General features: G+C 40.9%; 17 protein-coding genes and 1 pseudogene. 10 read left to right on the top strand and 8 right to left on the bottom strand.

What is annotated here, in order from left to right:
* The 6 genes from OW495_RS14150 to OW495_RS14125 all read left to right on the top strand — a co-directional run.
* Window positions 1–486, top strand: a 486-nt coding sequence (locus tag OW495_RS14150) for a hypothetical protein (RefSeq protein WP_289887137.1), incomplete at its 5' end; no start/stop codon positions are given.
* Window positions 487–489: 3 nt separating this feature from the next.
* On the top strand, window positions 490–834 hold the full coding sequence (locus OW495_RS14145; RefSeq protein WP_076670884.1) for a hypothetical protein: 345 nt from the start codon (window positions 490–492) through the stop codon (window positions 832–834).
* A 1-nt stretch (window position 835) separates the two neighbouring features.
* Window positions 836–2,260 carry a zonular occludens toxin domain-containing protein gene (locus OW495_RS14140; RefSeq protein ID WP_076670882.1) on the top strand — a complete coding sequence of 475 codons (1,425 nt, stop codon included), beginning with the start codon at window positions 836–838 and terminating at the stop codon, window positions 2,258–2,260.
* Between the two features lie 131 nt (window positions 2,261–2,391).
* Window positions 2,392–2,739, top strand: a complete 348-nt coding sequence (locus OW495_RS14135) for a hypothetical protein (protein ID WP_076670880.1) — start codon at window positions 2,392–2,394, stop codon at window positions 2,737–2,739.
* Window positions 2,723–3,169: a hypothetical protein gene (locus OW495_RS14130; protein ID WP_076670879.1), complete on the top strand. Its 447-nt coding sequence runs from the start codon at window positions 2,723–2,725 to the stop codon at window positions 3,167–3,169. The genes OW495_RS14135 and OW495_RS14130 overlap by 17 nt, the downstream gene beginning before the upstream one ends.
* A 563-nt stretch (window positions 3,170–3,732) precedes the next feature.
* Window positions 3,733–4,650, top strand: coding sequence for a hypothetical protein (locus tag OW495_RS14125; RefSeq protein WP_289887136.1), 918 nt, complete (start codon window positions 3,733–3,735; stop codon window positions 4,648–4,650).
* Between the two features lie 194 nt (window positions 4,651–4,844).
* On the opposite strand, the gene OW495_RS14120 is transcribed toward OW495_RS14125, so the two are convergent.
* Window positions 4,845–5,213: a phage protein gene (locus OW495_RS14120; RefSeq protein WP_048612101.1), complete on the bottom strand. Its 369-nt coding sequence runs from the start codon at window positions 5,211–5,213 to the stop codon at window positions 4,845–4,847.
* A 160-nt stretch (window positions 5,214–5,373) separates the two neighbouring features.
* Window positions 5,374–5,522: pseudogene (locus OW495_RS14115) on the bottom strand (M15 family peptidase); the annotation flags it as partial.
* A 248-nt stretch (window positions 5,523–5,770) separates the two neighbouring features.
* Between OW495_RS14115 and OW495_RS14110 the strand changes: the two are divergent.
* Together OW495_RS14110 and OW495_RS14105 are read left to right on the top strand one after the other, a co-directional pair.
* On the top strand, window positions 5,771–6,445 hold the full coding sequence (locus OW495_RS14110) for a hypothetical protein (RefSeq protein WP_102514303.1): 675 nt from the start codon (window positions 5,771–5,773) through the stop codon (window positions 6,443–6,445).
* A gap of 447 nt (window positions 6,446–6,892) precedes the next feature.
* Window positions 6,893–7,495, top strand: a complete 603-nt coding sequence (locus OW495_RS14105) for a DUF2971 domain-containing protein (protein ID WP_102514304.1) — start codon at window positions 6,893–6,895, stop codon at window positions 7,493–7,495.
* Between the two features lie 100 nt (window positions 7,496–7,595).
* Here the strand turns inward: OW495_RS14105 and OW495_RS14100 are convergent, their stop codons facing one another.
* The 4 genes from OW495_RS14100 to matP all read right to left on the bottom strand — a co-directional run bounded on the left by OW495_RS14100 (window position 7,596) and on the right by matP (window position 10,192).
* Window positions 7,596–8,816 (bottom strand): hypothetical protein, encoded by a 1,221-nt coding sequence (locus tag OW495_RS14100; RefSeq protein WP_102514305.1) that lies wholly within the window; start codon window positions 8,814–8,816, stop codon window positions 7,596–7,598.
* A 175-nt stretch (window positions 8,817–8,991) separates the two neighbouring features.
* Window positions 8,992–9,303, bottom strand: a complete 312-nt coding sequence (locus OW495_RS14095; RefSeq protein ID WP_102514306.1) for a hypothetical protein — start codon at window positions 9,301–9,303, stop codon at window positions 8,992–8,994.
* 104 nt (window positions 9,304–9,407) lie between these two features.
* Window positions 9,408–9,716, bottom strand: coding sequence for a DUF3634 family protein (locus OW495_RS14090; protein WP_102514307.1), 309 nt, complete (start codon window positions 9,714–9,716; stop codon window positions 9,408–9,410).
* 20 nt (window positions 9,717–9,736) lie between these two features.
* The gene (matP, locus tag OW495_RS14085; protein WP_017106977.1) at window positions 9,737–10,192 is read right to left on the bottom strand and encodes a macrodomain Ter protein MatP; all 456 of its coding nucleotides are present in this window, start codon (window positions 10,190–10,192) and stop codon (window positions 9,737–9,739) included.
* A gap of 188 nt (window positions 10,193–10,380) precedes the next feature.
* On the opposite strand from matP, the gene OW495_RS14080 reads away from it, so the two are divergent.
* Both OW495_RS14080 and fabA read left to right on the top strand, forming a co-directional pair.
* Window positions 10,381–12,033 (top strand): Lon protease family protein, encoded by a 1,653-nt coding sequence (locus tag OW495_RS14080; protein WP_102514308.1) that lies wholly within the window; start codon window positions 10,381–10,383, stop codon window positions 12,031–12,033.
* 70 nt (window positions 12,034–12,103) lie between these two features.
* On the top strand, window positions 12,104–12,619 hold the full coding sequence (fabA, locus tag OW495_RS14075; RefSeq protein ID WP_029223508.1) for a bifunctional 3-hydroxydecanoyl-ACP dehydratase/trans-2-decenoyl-ACP isomerase: 516 nt from the start codon (window positions 12,104–12,106) through the stop codon (window positions 12,617–12,619).
* Window positions 12,620–12,874: 255 nt separating this feature from the next.
* On the opposite strand, the gene rmf is transcribed toward fabA, so the two are convergent.
* Together rmf and OW495_RS14065 are read right to left on the bottom strand one after the other, a co-directional pair.
* Window positions 12,875–13,048, bottom strand: a complete 174-nt coding sequence (gene rmf / locus OW495_RS14070; RefSeq protein WP_017074275.1) for a ribosome modulation factor — start codon at window positions 13,046–13,048, stop codon at window positions 12,875–12,877.
* Window positions 13,049–13,208: 160 nt separating this feature from the next.
* Window positions 13,209–14,960 (bottom strand): DUF3466 family protein, encoded by a 1,752-nt coding sequence (locus tag OW495_RS14065; RefSeq protein ID WP_102514309.1) that lies wholly within the window; start codon window positions 14,958–14,960, stop codon window positions 13,209–13,211.

The raw sequence follows: 14,960 nt of genomic DNA, 5'->3' as shown, positions 1-14,960 counted from the left end.
GGTGGTGATGGTTCTACTGGTGGCGACGGCTCTACTGGCGGTGACGGTTCTACTGGTGGTGACGGTTCTACTGGTGGTGGTAACAATAATGATGATGGTCTTACCAAAGGGGATATTAAAGATGTCCTTCAAGAGGTTTTCGGTAAATCAGGTTCATTCACTGCACCAGGTAATGGTGACGGTTATGTTGGTAACACTGTTCTTTCTAATTCCATTGGGTTAATAGAGGCTGAAGTTGAACAGCTAGAAAAAACGCTTGAAAGTACTGTAAAACAATCTCCTCTAAAGCTCGGTCAAATGTCATTCTCTGACGGCTCATATGACGGTACAAGCTTCTTTCTTAGTCGATGGGATGTTGATGTGGGTTTTAATCTTTTCAGCACTTTAGGCTCCAACAATACCAATATGATTCGAACCGTTATCTTATTCATCGCAGCTCTATTAGCTGGCTTTATCTTGCTTTCTTCTGGTCGCTCTAAGGTATAAATCATGGAATATTTCTACAGCGCACTTGATTACATTGTTACTGTCTTCGGCAGTATTTACGACTTCTTTGCTACCATTCCTGACTTGTTTTTAGACTTGTTCACCTATGCATGGTTTTGGTTCATTAAGCTCTATATCTATCTAAAAATCCAAATGCTCGAAATGGCCTATAGCGTTGCCTCTTTACTGCTTTCTGAATATGAGGTCTATACGGTGTTAAACATGGCCTTTAACAAGCTTCCATCAGACCTACGCTTTGCCTGTCACCAGTTCGGCATTGTTGATTCAGTTCGAATTGTTGTTGATGCGTTTGCTACGGCATTTGTGCTTAGAATTATGGGGTGGTGATATGGCTGTTTCCTTTCGTCATGGCTCTAACGGGGCTTATAAAACCGCTTATGTTACATGGTTCGAAATCCTCCCTGCTTTGCGTGAGGGTCGTATCGTTGTAACCAATATTGAGGGCTTGAAGCCTAAAGAATCTATCGAAGAATTGCTAGGTGAAAAGTTTCCAGATTCAGCACGCTTGATTAGGATCTTTACACGATCTTCTGAGGGTGTGATGCTCTGGCAAAACTGGTTCAACTGGATGCCTCTTGGTGCATTCGTTGTGATTGACGAGTGTCAGGATTTGTATTGTCCCGAAGCAGGATTCAAGCGTGAGAAGTTCTTACAAAAGCCGTTCTCTGAGTTCGTAGATTACCTACCTAAAGACTTTTCAGAACTATTCTATTCTCGTTGGCTTCCGGTTGACCCTGATTCATTTGAAGTGGGTGACGTTGATGATTGTGAACGAACCCAACTCGATGAAAATAACAGACTGCTCTACCCGTTCGACTTCTACGGTGCATTCATGCGGCATAGAAAATACCAATGGGATATTGTCATGCTTACGCCTGATTACACTGCAATCCCTACTTGGTTAAAAGGCTGTGCCGGTGAAGCTTATTCTCACCGTTCAACGGACACGTTCTTTCGAAGTCGTAAGCCAAGAATTTTTAACCATCCTCCAAAGTCCACTAAGACAGCTCCCTCTACTAAGGCCGACATGGCCAGTAGTACGACTAAGAAAGTTCCTGTTGATGTATTCGCGCTCTATCAGTCCACAGGAACCGGAGGCTTTAACGCTACTAAGTCTGATATCTCGGTATTGAAGTCTCCAAAATTCATTCTTGCGATCCTTATCGGTGTCGTGGCCATTGGCAAATTTCTATGGGATTTATCTTATGTACTATCTGATTCTGATGTGGGTGAAGTTCAAACGGTTGATGCGCCAGCTGCCCCTACCAACTCGCCTACTCTATCTCCTCCGGCTAACGTTCCAGTATCTGAAAATGTTCCTATCCAAGATGGGGAAAGTTCTGTTCGGGTGGGTTCTAGCAATGCTACTTCTCAAGCTTCTGCTGAAAGTCTTCCTGATGCTGTGAATCCTTTCTTTGATGCTTTTCCAGTATTCAACGGCTCTACAGCGGTCTACCTTACGTCAGTAAGTAGAACGGTTTATCCAAAGGGCTTTGGTGAGTATTCAGACTTTGTTTTTAGGATAGATAAAGGTGTAGACACCTTCTATATACGCTCGGCTGTATTGAACCGCTACGGCTACCGCTTCGAATTGATTGATGATTGCTTGATTCAAGTGCGCTCTAAAACAGTGTCGAGGGTTTTAACGTGTCCACCTACATCGAGTGACGTTGCTACCGCTTCTGAAGGTAACGACTTCATGAGTGGTAGAGTTGAGGATGTTCAAAGGTCTGTTGATATCTTCAGCATGTAAGGTTCGAAATGTACCGAATCATAATGCCGATTTCGTTTTAACTGAGCATTTGATTCTTTTGTCTAAGAGGTTAGTTAAAAAGAATCACACTTTGTTGTTAGAATTTAATAGGTTGACTAGAGGAACTAACAATGGCGAAATTAGGATATTGTACAATCAGTAACTTAACTCTTTCCACAAAGAGCAAAGGAAGCATTCAAGAAGTTCGCGATATAATGAGCCATGGCGATTTACTTAGTAGCGCTGTTTCAATGGTTCCGGTGTATCAAATATTTTTTGGGACGCCTTCGATTCGAAATGCTGCCTTCGAAGGAGCTATTTCAATCAGGGAATATGATTGGGAATTGTGGGGAGATGCAATGATGGCAACTAACAAGATAACGAAACACAAGGTATCGCAGGCTGCTGGAGGAATGATGATCATGACATCAGGGAAAGAACAACAATTTTGGAGATGTGTTTATGAGTCAGCACTATAAAGCTCTAGCTTTATTGGGAAGCACCCTTTTATTAGGCGGCTGCGCTACCAGTCCTGATAGGCTAGATTACTTGGTCGATTGGGATCAAAAATGGCAACAATGTGATGCAGAAATGAAAAACTCTAACGCACAGTTCCCTTCGTCAAAGTGGTTCCAGTCACTTAAAATTGATGAACAAAAACAAGTGTTAGTTTATTTACATAATCTAAAGCTATATGAATGTAGTGAGTTTGAAGCTGAATCTCTTAAGAAAGTTTTGGACAGCGAAGAGATTGTTTCTCTTCAGAACTTACTACAAGGCTTTATTTTCTTTGAGCCACCGAGTAAAGAGTCGGTTGAAAGTTTGGATCAAATTGAACTTGAACAACTTGCCAAAGATGTTCAATTGTTCGACTTGCGTAAAGCGGCTGAACAATTGGGATACCTTTAAATTTTAACTCGTAAAAAAATAACGCTTATTGGTGCACTAGCCCCGCAGGGATAAGGGCACTCGATACAGTTCTTGGGTATGACTTCCCCAAATGCCCGAAAAGCAGCGAAGCGTAGCTGACTTGATGAAACCACATCACCCGCCCTTCACATTGCCAAGATCACCCTAGCAGAGCCTCACAACATCAGTGGGGCTTTTTGCTACTGCAACCCATCTAGCTAACAATTCTTTCTACTCTGCCCACAGCTTCGCGTGAGTCGTGAGAGCTGAACAGCGAGCGCGACGCTGTGGGCAGCAACCCCCGTGTTGTATCACGGGGGTAAATTCAACCTAACTATCAGTACCCACATAACCCTGCTCTAGTTGCAAGCTTGCGCGCTAGTCCCTTATTTTTAACTATATCGAATCGTGCTATATTTTTTGTTAATCATATTGCTTTTAACGATAAAGCACTGTTCGTAAAAGGGAATTGTTAGTAACATCGTATCAGAAAGAAAACTGTCACACTTAAGTGTAGAATGCTCACGCCTTGTGATTGTAAGGCATCATGAAAGGGTTAGAATTTGGAGTTACTAGAAAAGTACTGGATTAAAATCCCTGTAGTTTTATATGTTGTTGGTTTTATTGTCCATAACGCATACCTATCGAACTTCGGAAGTTATGAATTTCAATTAGTCCAAGCTAAATACATTCTGTCTGGATTTGGGTTAGTCGGTTTTGCTGTTGTGTGCTTTGTCTATACAGGTATAAAAGTAAACTTATCTAACATTAGTAAAAGCTTAACAATTGATAAGCTATTACCATGGTCTTTAAGAGTCATTTCGCTACCTTATGTCGCTTATACTCTTTTGTATGGTAAAGAACTATTTGAAGTCTCCATACACCCTACCGATCCTTTAATTGTGATTGGCTTTATAGCTTCAACAATTGCTCATGCTGTTGTTGTGTTTTCAATATTCAACATCGCATTGATGATAAATCATAATGAGACTCTTTTTAGTAAAGTTCTTGGATTCCTCGCAAGAGTCACAGCAATACCAATGATAGTTATTACTTTCGTTATTGCATGGAATGTTCCTGAATTCTCTGGAATTACGAAAGCGACCACATACTTCTTCTTTGGCTATATTGGTATTGCCATGAGCCAAGACGATAAATACTTAGACGTTGAACCCAAATATTCTGACCCCGAGACAAAGGAAAAGCACGAAGAGTTGTACCAACTGGTATTTGGTACGATTGCATTATTCTTTATTTTATGGATGGTAATTAGTAATTACACAAAATATATTTATCCCAAAATACCAGTTGCCTTAGGTGGAGCCAAACTTGAGTTTGTATCAATAGAAACAAAAGAAAAAATCTATGATGCCCACTTGATACAAGAGACTAATGATTGGGTTATGTATTTAGATGATACTAGCGGCCAAGTTGAAAAGATAAAAACAAGCTCTATAGAAAAAGTAGTTTTTAAAAATTAGATTACTTATAAAAAAGCCGAACTCTATGAGTCCGGCTCCTTTCTCCTTGATATGACCAAAAAGGAGGACTGGTTAATTCCAGAAAGGTAGTCTCCTGCCCAGTCGTAGTAACTTTAACAACTAATTAGCTCACCATAGAATATGATAACTACAGCTCTTAGTGGTAAGTCTGAAAGAACCATACTTTTCTAATCCTATTTCTTGATGTTCGCTATTGCTCTAGCAAGTCCGAGTAGATGTGTTGAAGTCTTAATCTCTAACTCAGATTGAATCCCCAAAAGCGCAATCCCTGCTAAGATTTGTTGCGGCCTTACCACTTGGCCTGTCGGCAGCTCCATACTGTCGTATAACATTTTGAACTGTATCCAGTCTTCACTAATGCTTAGTTCTCGACCTTTTGCCATTCTCATTAGCCTTTTGCACTCCGGCGGTATTGGTTTTCCTTCGTCCCATCCCGTGACCGTTCTCACAGTTTTAAAACACAGTTCAGCAACCTCTTCCTTCGTCATTTGGCACTCTAACTCTCGAAAAATGTAATTCTTACTCATTTCGCGATACTTCAATGATAAAACCTCTAAATACAAGAGGTTGCACTGATTCAAGGAGATATGCACGATTGAACATAAGCAGACATAATACGCAGTTGGCTTGTGCGTGAAATGTGAGGGGTTTCAGTATCTTAGTCCTTGCGGATTTTGCACACAGCGCCGGATTAAGTCCTTAAATCGCTTCGTAATACTTAAAGTCCCACGTCACCTTGTTGTTTTCATCGTAAGCCATGAAATCAATCGCATGCCCGGATTGATGGCGACTTGGACGTTGTGGCCGTCTAATTGGCTCAAGCCTTCCTGATAGAGTTGGTATTGGCGTTTTTTATGTAGCAAAGAATGCGCTCTACTTTCCTGAAAGGAAATATTTGGGGATGGGGTGATATTATTAGTCACACAGCAAAGTTGAGAAAATTACGAACCGAGCCCTATCAAAAGCACGGTTTATCGATTCAATGAACCAATCAATACCACCAATTAGGTAGTCAAAATAACCATTTTAAATCAATGATATAAAAGTAGTTGCAAGTTTCATCTATACTCCGCCGCTGTATTAAATCGGAGCCAAAATTTTGCAAACAAACAATGACCAAAAGCAAGCAATTATCTTATGCGCACTACTAATCATTGGATCTACTTTCTTTAATGTTGACCTAATGGTGGCGAGTACTGGTGAGCAAGTCATCTCCTTTGTTTCTGCGTTTATCACATACGTTGTCATTATTTGTTTGTTCTTACGATTCACTAATGTGGACGTTATCAGTTCTAATTATCGAATCTTGATCGGTGTTAGTTTTGTTGGCATGACGATCTTAGAGAATGTTTACCCGGTCATCCTGTACAGTGACCAAATATTTATTACTGAATACTACGTTATCTTTTGCATCGAACTCGTTCTAAGTATCTACGTTACGAACGTCATAATTAATGTATCCAATATACTTGGCCATTTGGGAAGGCTCTCTCTACTCGACTCTTTGCGGGCGAAGATAAAAGGAAGACGAGATTCAAAAGCTGAAGCAACTCGGGTATATAAAAAGCTCTATCCAGTATTGGAGCTCCTTCTTGATCAAGGCTATAGTTTTGATTCACTGGAAGTTAAAGGTATTGTTAAAGTGTTAGGCGACTTGCCAGCATTAGGAAAGAAGCGAAAGAACTTCGCTAAATCTTATCTCAGAGATGAATTCACATTACGTAAGTTACCGCGTGATCCTTCACACTTAGAAGGGCAAACGCTGTGGCATTAATATCTTTAGATAAAACACTGACACCTAAATCAAGTGCCCGTTAGCGCACTTCGGCATTGCATCAACAGACGTGTCAGACCAATCGACTTACGTCGTCGCTAAATAACACGTTAAACACACTATCGCACTCTCATTGGTAAGGCCGTATGTCATCAATTTTTGGCCTTTCTGGGCTGTAGCTAGTTTCAGCCTCAGAAGACGTTGTTAAAACATCCGAGCAATCCAACAAGTTACGTTGTCTCTTTTAATTGCAACTATTTTCCTGTCGAATTCAGGTCCACACAAAACAAACCTCTTAAACAGACTGCTATTTCGTGTTTAAATTTTGATCTATCAAACAGTTATCTGAACAAACAAGGTGACTAAGCAATCAAATGCAGTGCACACATGCCTACTTTGTATAGTTAAATGCTAGTATCTGGCAATGTTGTAAACTAGGTGTTTGATATGTTGCCTAAACTTTATAAGTTCAGAACGCTTCATGATAGAAACATACAATCTATCTCTGAGTGTTCGTTGTGGTTTGATTACGCAGAAACCTTTAACAACCCTTTTGAATCGAACCACATATTTGACCCAAACCTTCAGAACGAATTCAAGGTGATGTGCTTTTCTCAATCGAGCGACCACCCTATACTTTGGTCTCAGTACGGCGATAGCTTCAAAGGCATGTCTATTGAATACGACCTCAATCATTATGATGGAGAAACAAACCTCAACTGTTTTAAAGTGCAATATGAAGATGACCCGACTCGATTTACTTTGCCATCTGATCAGGATTTACAAGGATCGGATTTGGGCACTGCACTATTCAAAATTAAGCATTCGAATTGGCGGTATGAAGAAGAATATAGGTGGGTTTTACATGATGACGAGCTCATTGGGAATAAGCTGTATCTAAATAAAGAGTGCTTAAGTGCTGTTATCCTTTCAGAACACGCTCCTCCAGATCGCAAACTCAAAGTCCTTATGATATGTCAGAGCCTTGGAATACCGGTCAAACACGCAATTGCGAGGCAGAATTCCTGCACTTTTGAAGTAGTCAATTAAATCAGATAGATAGCTAACGTACTGTTTAACAAACTGAAATATCACTACGAGTTACATTGTAACTAAAAAGAGGAGCCGTACTAAATTGTGGCTCCTCTTTTTACATGCTTGTGGTCAACTTGCCAGGTATTCTGGCCTGCATTTGCTCCATAGTCGCTACAGACATCTGAACCGTTGAAAACCAATAAGGTCGATGTTTAATATTAAACAATTCGCTATTCTCTAGGGCTTCAAAAATAGAGAACTTTCTGCCCTGCGAAAGCGCTGCACCGTACACGCTTCGTTCAAGGGCTGGGATATCGTGAACCTCTTCGAGAAGCGCACGTTTAATAAACTGGTTATTTGGGCTCCAATCTATGCAATCGACGAGTTTTTTCAGTAGCTTAGTATCTAAGATTTCTATCATGGATTCTAGAAACTGTGTGTTTGGAATAACCTCGGTACACGCATAGTATTCGTCGTGCTTGTCGCTTGCATCCCGATAACCAAGCATGGTTTTAACGAGTGCATCTTCAAACGTCGCTGAAAAATGATTACAAATGACGAATAACGGCAGCGTTCTTAATACTCCAAGTAGAATACCAGCGTCTGGCTCTTTTACTGATGTTTCTTGTAGTCTCATTCTGGTCGAGTTTGCTGTCACGACGAGGTGTTGCCAGACCTTGGGAACAATAGGCTTAATGTTATCATCAGACCATTTAATGAGTTGCTGACTCATGAGTAGTGGAAAGAGTAATTTACAATTTTCTATTCCAATTTGTCTCGCTGCTACTTTTGGATCCAGTACCACTTTCGATTTTTTACCGTATTTTTCTGTAAATTCCGGATTCGACACAAACTCAATAAGACTTGAACTTAGTAGCCTACTTTCAGCTGAAATTTGATGTAACTTGGAAAAGTTCAAAGATGACGAATAAGCGACACTAGCGAAATGGTTAAAATCCGGAAGTTCAGAAAAAAGAGAGCTCATCAATGTTTGTTCAAGCTTCTCGATCATCAACTCGGAAGCTGTATTACACACATCATCTATGACGTAACGTAATGTCTTTTGCTTTGCGACGACTTTTTCACGACGAGCACTGACTCTGTCTTGTTCACATCGCAACAGAATTCGCTGATTGTGAGATATTCGATCATTCTCATCGAAAATAACGCTATCACAATAGCGATTTTCCAAACTTAACAGTGTGTCTACTGTCGTTTGTTTGAGTTTAAACTTTGGAGATACTAACCACTTATTGAAGTGTTTTTCTACGTTAATTGAAACTTTTCTCGATATTTCAATAACTTCAGGAGTGTAATTTTTGTTTGCTAACAACAACCGTGACTTTCCTTGACCTAATCCTAGCTATTCATCGTATTATATCCCAGCTATATATAATTAGGTCAATATTAATAGATATTTAAGATGTGATAGAACCTGGTTTGTATAATATATCCTTAATCATTTAGTTATAATGCATTGAGAGTGCATATCGGAAGAGCAAAATCGTTGACTAACTTTCAATGTGTAAACGAATGTACTTTTCAAGGAAGCTGTATTTAAACTTTCGATTATCAGGCAAGTGTTTTCGCGCTTGTTTACACACTAGGCTGTCACCAGAAGTCCTAACCTTTTTAATTCGGGCATAGCCTTTAGAGTGTCGCATTTCGATCATTAGGTCGCAGTACCCTTCGAGTTCGATCGAACTTTTCTTCATCCCTTTGAGGATTGAAGATTTAATTTTCTTTGCAACGGGATTAACTAATGCATCATCAGCAAGTATGCTTGGAGACATAAAGCACAACAAAAATACGAGATGTTTCATACTGTTCTCAACTATGTGGTGTTGAAAACAGTATGTAAATTATTAGGAGAAGTATGAGGTTAAATTAGTACTAGAGATTAGTAAGCAAACCATGGTTTCAAATGTTATGCCTTCTTGGAGCCTTTAGATTTGAAGCCATTGTGAGGAAATACGTTTCGAATACGTTGTTGAACATTCTTAGGAATATCTTTCGTGAACTTCAGGTTATAACCTGAACGCTTTGCGTAAACCTTAAGCTCTCCTTGAAATGCATTGTTGTGACCGATTTCTTGAAGGTTGTGCTTAAAGCTAGGCGGTAAATGCCCTTTTACTTGTTCAATCTCACCTTCTTTGAACTTTATCTTCAGAACCGGTCTATCAATTGCGACTAGCCAAAAAACCAATACGGCTCCAATTAAGATTACATACATCATAATGCCACCACTATTGCTGCTTATTTGTCGTCGGAAAGAAGTTTACTCAAATCTTCTTTGAGACTGGTTACTGTTTTGCTGGCCTGCTCACTTCGAGACGCTTCACTAACCAAATACTCTATCGCGTCAGATAACGTACAACCGAGTTCGTTTGCTCGTTGAGATAGCTTTTCCCAAACGCGATAATCAAGATCGATAGACTTCTTCTTAGTATGTACTTGTTCAGCGTTGAAGTGACGTTTACGTTTGGCTCTGATCGCTTGTTTAAGCTTGTTATCAAGCTCTGGCGACATGTTATTTGAGATCCACTCAAGAACGCCTGTAGGTTGGTGTTCTAGCTTCAACAAAGCTTGCACGGCAACATCAGCTTCACTTGAATCAATATGGCAGGTGATCGAATCACCTTCTTTCCATTTTTTTACCAAGTAGTTCCATTTCCAACCACATTCTAAATTTTCAAGCTGCTGATATTTCATGTCTAATCTCGAGAGTTAATCTAGTGACAGCGTAACCCATAATGGGTTGTTTAACAATTATTGTCTTGAAAGAATAGACCAAGATCATACTTATATTAGCTTAGTGTTTAGTAACTACAACATAGACCTATATGACTCCCCGCTTTTTCTATATACTCCCTACCTTATTATCATAATCAGACATTTAAATGACTCAAGTAGATTGGCGACATGTAACGCCTCAGTACGATGAATATAGCGCTCAACTAGAGCAATTCCCTGACATCTCTCCTTTCACATTCTCAGATATTCAACATAGATTTAGAGATGCGCTAACCCGTTTTGTACGCCTATCCAATCTTTCACGAGTTCTACTTGTTAATGCGCCTGACAATTCGATCTATCGTCAACTTATCGTTGAATCTTTAACGACGGAGTTAAACAACGAAGCTCAGCCCGTTGTAAAAACCGAATCTTTAAATGCAGCCACTTTGTTTGACCAAGTTCAGTCTAAAAATGGTGACATTGTAGCAACAAAGCCAGGCCTACTTTCTAGAGCAAACAATGGCTATCTGGTTGTTTCAGCCAATCTGATCCTGGCAAACCCAGGAAGCTGGCTATTATTGAAATCAGCGCTTCTCGGTGAAGCTGTTGAACCAATTAGCAGTTTTCCTGAACATCTAAATCAGGCACCTATCGAAGCACTGACATACAACATTAAGTTGATTGTTGTCGGAGACCGCGCTCAACTTGGTGATCTGGATTACCTAGATGGCGATATTCAAACAGGGTTTTGTCTATTTAGTGAAATAGAACAAGATATTAAGCTCTCCAATGAAAGCCTAACGCAATACCTTGGCTATCTTAAGTGGTTGCAACGTCGCTATAACCTTCCAACGATAACTCAAGAAGCTTTGGTAGGAATCCTAACGGCAGGCGCAAGAGAAACGGAAGATCAGAGCTACATACCGCTATGTCCGATTTGGCATAACGCGCTGTTGAATGAAGCGCTTATCGAAGCAAATGGTGCTGACATTGATATTCACCATATTCAGCAAGCTCAACAACACAAATACAACCGCGAGTCTTACCTTCCTGAACGTGCTCTCGATGATATTCGAGATGGCCAAGTCATCATCGAAACTGAGGGTGAGCAAGTCGGCCAAGTTAACGGCCTAACGGTTATTGACGTTCCTGGACACCCTATTTCTTATGGTGAACCAGCTCGTATTTCCTGTGTTATTCACTTTGGCGATGGCGACATTACCGATGTAGAAAGAAAAGCAGAGCTTGGTGGCAACCTTCACGCTAAAGGCATGATGATCATGCAAGCATTTGTAAGCAGCGCGCTAAACCTTGAAGACCCGTTACCATATGCTGCTTCTGTTGTGTTTGAGCAATCATACTGCGAAGTTGATGGCGATAGCGCTTCCCTTGCTGAGCTTTGCTCTCTGGTAAGTGCTTTGTCGGAATACCCTATTAATCAACAAATAGCGGTAACCGGTGCTGTCGACCAATTCGGTCGCGTACAAGCCGTTGGTGGGCTAAACGAGAAAATCGAAGGCTTCTACCATGTGTGTAAACACAACGGGCTAACTGGCGAACAAGGCGTGATCCTTCCAAGATCTAACTTAAGACATCTTGCTCTGAAGCCAGACCTAATTGAAAGCATCAAAAACGAAGAATTCCATATTTGGTCTGTCTCTAATGTAGATGAAGCGATTCCTCTTATTATGAACGCACCATTTAGGGACGAAGAACAAGAAAGCGTTCTGAGTAAAATCGCGGAACGTATTGAAAACTTTGAAAGACATGAACACCCAATTGGAATTGTTGGACGCATTAAAAACTGGTTTGTCTAGTACTGATCGGACTTGTTTAGCGTACACCTGTTCACTAATATGCACCTATCAAAAATCGGAGTAATTGATAATGCAAAACAAACGTGATTCTTACACTCGCGAAGAGCTTCTAGCATCAAGCCAAGGCGAACTATGGCCAGAAGGCCCTCAACTTCCAGCACCAAACATGCTAATGATGGATCGCATCACTAAAATGTCTGAAACTGAAGGTGATTTCGGTAAAGGTTTGATTCTTGCTGAGCTGGATATTACTCCTGACCTATGGTTCTTCGATTGTCACTTCCCTGGTGACCCAGTAATGCCAGGCTGTCTTGGCCTAGACGCAATGTGGCAGCTAGTTGGCTTCTATCTTGGTTGGGTTGGCGGCAAAGGCAAAGGCCGTGCTCTAGGTGTTGGTGAAGTTAAATTCACTGGCCAAATCCTACCTACGGCTAAAAAAGTAACTTACGAAATTCACATGAAGCGTGTTGTTAACCGTCGCCTAGTAATGGGCCTTGCAGATGGTCGCGTTCTTGTTGATGGTAAAGAGATCTATGTGGCTAAAGATTTGAAAGTTGGTCTTTTCCAAGATACATCAGCATTCTAGTTAATAGTTAGATTTTTAATAAAGCAGCCAATGGTTGCTTTATTTTCACCTCAAAATATTTAGTTATAGTGCATTAGGTATAGCTAAGTAATCCCATGAATTATATGTCCACCAGCGAAACAATCTTAAGTCACTTTATAAACGGGCTATTCGCGTCGCGGTTTATAAGGCATTGTATAACTCTCAGAAACTAACAAGGCTCCAGTTGTTATAATCACAACATGGAGCCTTGACCTTTGAATATGTTCGCCCTATCTACTTATAGAGACCCGAATGCTTATCATCTTTGGCATCACGCCAACCACCTAACCAATACGATTTAGAATCCATTTGGCTATATGGGCAAGCTTCTTGTGACCTGCCATTTAAACCAGCTTTGTAACCTTGAGATTGTGCTCGTTCTAGGCGATCACGCTTTTGTCTCTTCATAGTGCAGTCCTCATACGGGTGTTCGTTTACTAACATACAATGATTACAACTTCGTGGAGTTTTGTTGACTCCAGCTTTAAGAATCGACCACTTTTGAAATTTTCTCAAGGCGAAAAAAAGCCCGAGTTCAGAATTGTGAACTCGGGCTCAAGAGATAAAATTATTTAAATTTTCTACGGAACCCTAACAGGCCAAGTACAGTCAAACCTAACCAACCTAGGCTGCCGCCTTGACGATCAACTTTCTCTGTATCAGTGCTACGAGTTACGATACTGTCAATGTCAGAACCACTGTCATGAGTTGCCCCTTTAATCGGGATAAGCTTAACCGCTACAACCTTTTCTACTGCATTAGATGCAGCGCCACCACAATACGAGTTGTGTGATGTTGTATCATATGGTTGGTCTTTACCGCTTACTGTACATTTGATAGCAGTTGCAGAAATCACACCAGCATCGTTGATATCTGACGCATCGATAATTCTAAATTGGTTGTTGTGTCCTGATGCATCACCATCATTTGTTAGATCATCTAACCACCAAGCCTGGCCACCAAAAATATCAACACGGCGTGCATCAATTGAAGATGGCAGATCGTATGGATAGATAAAACCACGATGACGACGCTCACTACCATCTACTTCTCGGGTTGTTTCGGCGTCAATCTGACCAACAAACTCGTTGAAGTTGTTCACAGCTTTAGCCTCACCACTTGCACCACCAAAGAAGATACCACCAGACAAGTACGTCGCAGTCGGGTTTTTAGCATCCGTTACAACGAAAATCTTGTTGCCGGCACTACCACTCTCTGGCACATAGCCGTTACGCTTAGAATAGCCAACAACAAACAAGTTCTCGTTAATGTCGGTCGCTACAGAGTTACTGTATCTTGCATCATCATTTGAAGATCCAGATTTGACCTCTGCGCCACTTATAGGCTTCGTGTCCCAAGTCACGGTAGATAAATCAACATTGTTTGTAAAGTCGATCTGACTACTCACAAAGACACTTGCATTCATATCTTGCAGATCGCCATTCCCGTCCGCTGTATTATAGCCTACACCGTAAAAAACGGAGCTCGACTCAACAATTGAACGCATACTGCCTTGGGCGAAATAATCACCTTGTTGGGCGTTACCACCTCTGATCCAATCGATTTCTGCGGTTTTATCACCGTCCCAAATTGCTGCTTTTGAACTAAACGTTGTATCCGAAGTGTCGGTTTTAGCTCCTACTGTAGATACACTACCTACATTATAAACAGTACCGTTGCTTGCTTTTATCGCGCGCCATGCTCGAGTTTCCGAAGAACCAGTAGGCCCACTTGGTGACGTTGTAAACATCGCATTATTACGGATGCTACCATCAGACTTAACACCTAATGGCTGAGCTGTATCATCTAGGGAGTTAATGACCGTATTATTGTTCTCGAATGTAGCCCCACCCTCAACAAATGCCTTCGCATTCACATAGCTCAGGTCATTTCTTTCCTTATTCCAAGTATCGTACCAGCGATTGTCTGCCCAACTTTCACATGTAGAGTACCTCAGCTCTCGATAACAATAGTTTTCGAAATCGTCACGCTCTTGAATGTATTGGAACGGGGCATCCATAGCGAAAGGAACTTCTTCACGATAACTTACAGCTTCAAGAGTATCGCGAGTTTCACCAGCTAATACATATGATGAACATGCCTTGCCATCAATGCTATCCCCACCAAAACAACCTAAGGTAGCTGTGAGATCTTGAGCTACTGTAGGAAACGCTGCTGGCTCTATCGCAACACCAAAGATTTCAGATGCACCAGTAATCGAAGTTTTGACTTCAACTACGTCATAAAGCGCAGCATTCGCGTTAGTTGCAGCAAAAACTAATGCTGCAACTGTTGTTAATTTAAATTTAGTACAAGTCAT

Origin of the sequence: Vibrio sp. 14N.309.X.WAT.E.F5 (genome assembly GCF_030397615.1) — a bacterium.
Taxonomy (GTDB): Bacteria; Pseudomonadota; Gammaproteobacteria; order Enterobacterales; family Vibrionaceae; genus Vibrio; species Vibrio lentus.
This window is presented reverse-complemented; position numbering and strand designations above follow the sequence as displayed.

Bases quoted from the DNA above. Each gene is read 5' to 3' on its own strand.
- OW495_RS14065 (WP_102514309.1), bottom strand. From the start codon at position 14,960: ATGACTTGTACTAAATTTAAATTAACAACAGTTGCAGCATTAGTTTTT.
- OW495_RS14145 (WP_076670884.1), top strand. From the start codon at position 490: ATGGAATATTTCTACAGCGCACTTGATTACATTGTTACTGTCTTCGGC.
- matP (WP_017106977.1), bottom strand. From the start codon at position 10,192: ATGAAATATCAGCAGCTTGAAAATTTAGAATGTGGTTGGAAATGGAAC.
- OW495_RS14105 (WP_102514304.1), top strand. From the start codon at position 6,893: ATGTTGCCTAAACTTTATAAGTTCAGAACGCTTCATGATAGAAACATA.
- OW495_RS14095 (WP_102514306.1), bottom strand. From the start codon at position 9,303: ATGAAACATCTCGTATTTTTGTTGTGCTTTATGTCTCCAAGCATACTT.
- fabA (WP_029223508.1), top strand. From the start codon at position 12,104: ATGCAAAACAAACGTGATTCTTACACTCGCGAAGAGCTTCTAGCATCA.
- OW495_RS14140 (WP_076670882.1), top strand. From the start codon at position 836: ATGGCTGTTTCCTTTCGTCATGGCTCTAACGGGGCTTATAAAACCGCT.
- OW495_RS14080 (WP_102514308.1), top strand. From the start codon at position 10,381: ATGACTCAAGTAGATTGGCGACATGTAACGCCTCAGTACGATGAATAT.
- OW495_RS14130 (WP_076670879.1), top strand. From the start codon at position 2,723: ATGAGTCAGCACTATAAAGCTCTAGCTTTATTGGGAAGCACCCTTTTA.
- OW495_RS14135 (WP_076670880.1), top strand. From the start codon at position 2,392: ATGGCGAAATTAGGATATTGTACAATCAGTAACTTAACTCTTTCCACA.
- rmf (WP_017074275.1), bottom strand. From the start codon at position 13,048: ATGAAGAGACAAAAGCGTGATCGCCTAGAACGAGCACAATCTCAAGGT.
- OW495_RS14090 (WP_102514307.1), bottom strand. From the start codon at position 9,716: ATGATGTATGTAATCTTAATTGGAGCCGTATTGGTTTTTTGGCTAGTC.